Origin of the sequence: Micromonospora sp. CPCC 205554 (genome assembly GCF_036902745.1) — a bacterium.
Classification (GTDB): Bacteria; Actinomycetota; Actinomycetes; order Mycobacteriales; family Micromonosporaceae; genus Micromonospora; species Micromonospora tulbaghiae.
This window is the reverse complement of sequence record NZ_JBAKHP010000067.1, coordinates 1-1,315: the sequence shown is the minus strand read 5'-3', so window position 1 is coordinate 1,315 and position 1,315 is coordinate 1. Positions and strand designations below refer to the sequence as shown.

The following is a 1,315-nucleotide window of genomic DNA, read 5'->3' as shown; positions in this document are numbered from 1 at the left end:
GGATGCTCCTATAGAAGTCAAGCGGTGTTGAGGGTGGTGAAGTCGGCGAGGAGGGCGGTGTGGATCTCGCGGACGATGTAGCGCTTGAGGCAGCGCATGATTTCTTTCTTGTTGAGTCCTTGTTTGGTGCGTTTGTCGACGTAGGCGCGGGTGCGGGGGTCGTGGCGCATGCGGACCAGGGCGATGGTGTGCAGGGCTGAGTTGGCGGCTCTGTCGCCGCCTCGGTTGAGGCGGTGTCGGTCGGTGCGTCCTGAGCTGGCGGGGATGGGTGCGGCGCCGCAGAGGTGGGCCAGGGCGGCTTCGGAGCGCAGCCGGTCGGGGTTGTCGCCGGCGGTGGTCAGGAGTTGACCGGCGACGTCGGTGCCGACGCCGTAGACGGCGTTCAGGTGTGGGGCGGTGCGGGCGACGGCGGGTCGTAGTCGCCGGTCGGCGTGGGTGATCTCGGCGGTCAGGGCCTGGATCCGGGCGGCGATGGCGGCCAGGGCGGCTTTGGTGGCCTCGACGGGATCGGTGAGTCGGGTCTCGTCGACGAGTAGCGCGGCGCACCGGTCGACCAGTGGTGCTTGCGGGTGGCTGAGGTCGTGGCGCAGAGACTCCGGCGCGCAGGCGAGCAGACCGTGGAGCTGGTTGAGCGCGGCGGTGCGGGCCTTCATCGCGCCGCGGCGGGCCACCCGCAGAGCGCGGATGGCCTCGACCGGGCCAGTGCGGGTCTTCGGGGTGCCGCTGGCCTGTCCGGACAGGGCCGCCCTGGCCGCGGCAAGCGCGTCGAGAGAATCGGACTTGCCCTTGGCGCGGCGGGCGCGCCGGTCCGGGCGGTCGACCTCGACCACCGTGACGCTCTGCGCGGTGAGATGGCGGGCCAAGCCCGCGCCGTAGGTGCCGGTGCCCTCCACCCCGACCTTGATCACCTGCCCGAACCGGCGTAGCCAGGCCAGGAGTTGCCGGTAGCCCGACGCCGAAGCGGGAAATTCCTGGTCGCCCAGTACCCGGCCGGCACCATCGATGGCGGCGGCGTGATGAGTTTTGCCGTGAGTGTCGACGCCGCCTGTGACCTGACGCTTCTTGGCTGCCATGCTGAAACCGTCGTCCCTCTCGCTTGCACCGAACAGGGTCGGCACGCACCGCCGGGACGGGCGGACAGGACAGTGACGGGACCTCTTGCACAGGCTCCTATCAGGTCACGAACGCCCAGCAGGTGAGTGCAGGAACGGGTCACCCGGACAAGCCGACGAATCCCCTAGAAGACACCCAAGGTCAGTCAGAGGGTGAGTCAGACCGGCCGGGTGACCCGCTCCCACATCATCACTGTCAGAGG

At 69.4% G+C, this 1,315-nt stretch carries 1 protein-coding gene; it reads right to left on the bottom strand.

From position 1 onward, the window contains the following. Positions 1–17: 17 nt before the first annotated feature. The gene (locus V6U82_RS31490) at positions 18–1,118 is read right to left on the bottom strand and encodes an IS110 family transposase (protein WP_334467653.1); all 1,101 of its coding nucleotides are present in this window, start codon (positions 1,116–1,118) and stop codon (positions 18–20) included. Positions 1,119–1,315: the final 197 nt, after the last annotated feature.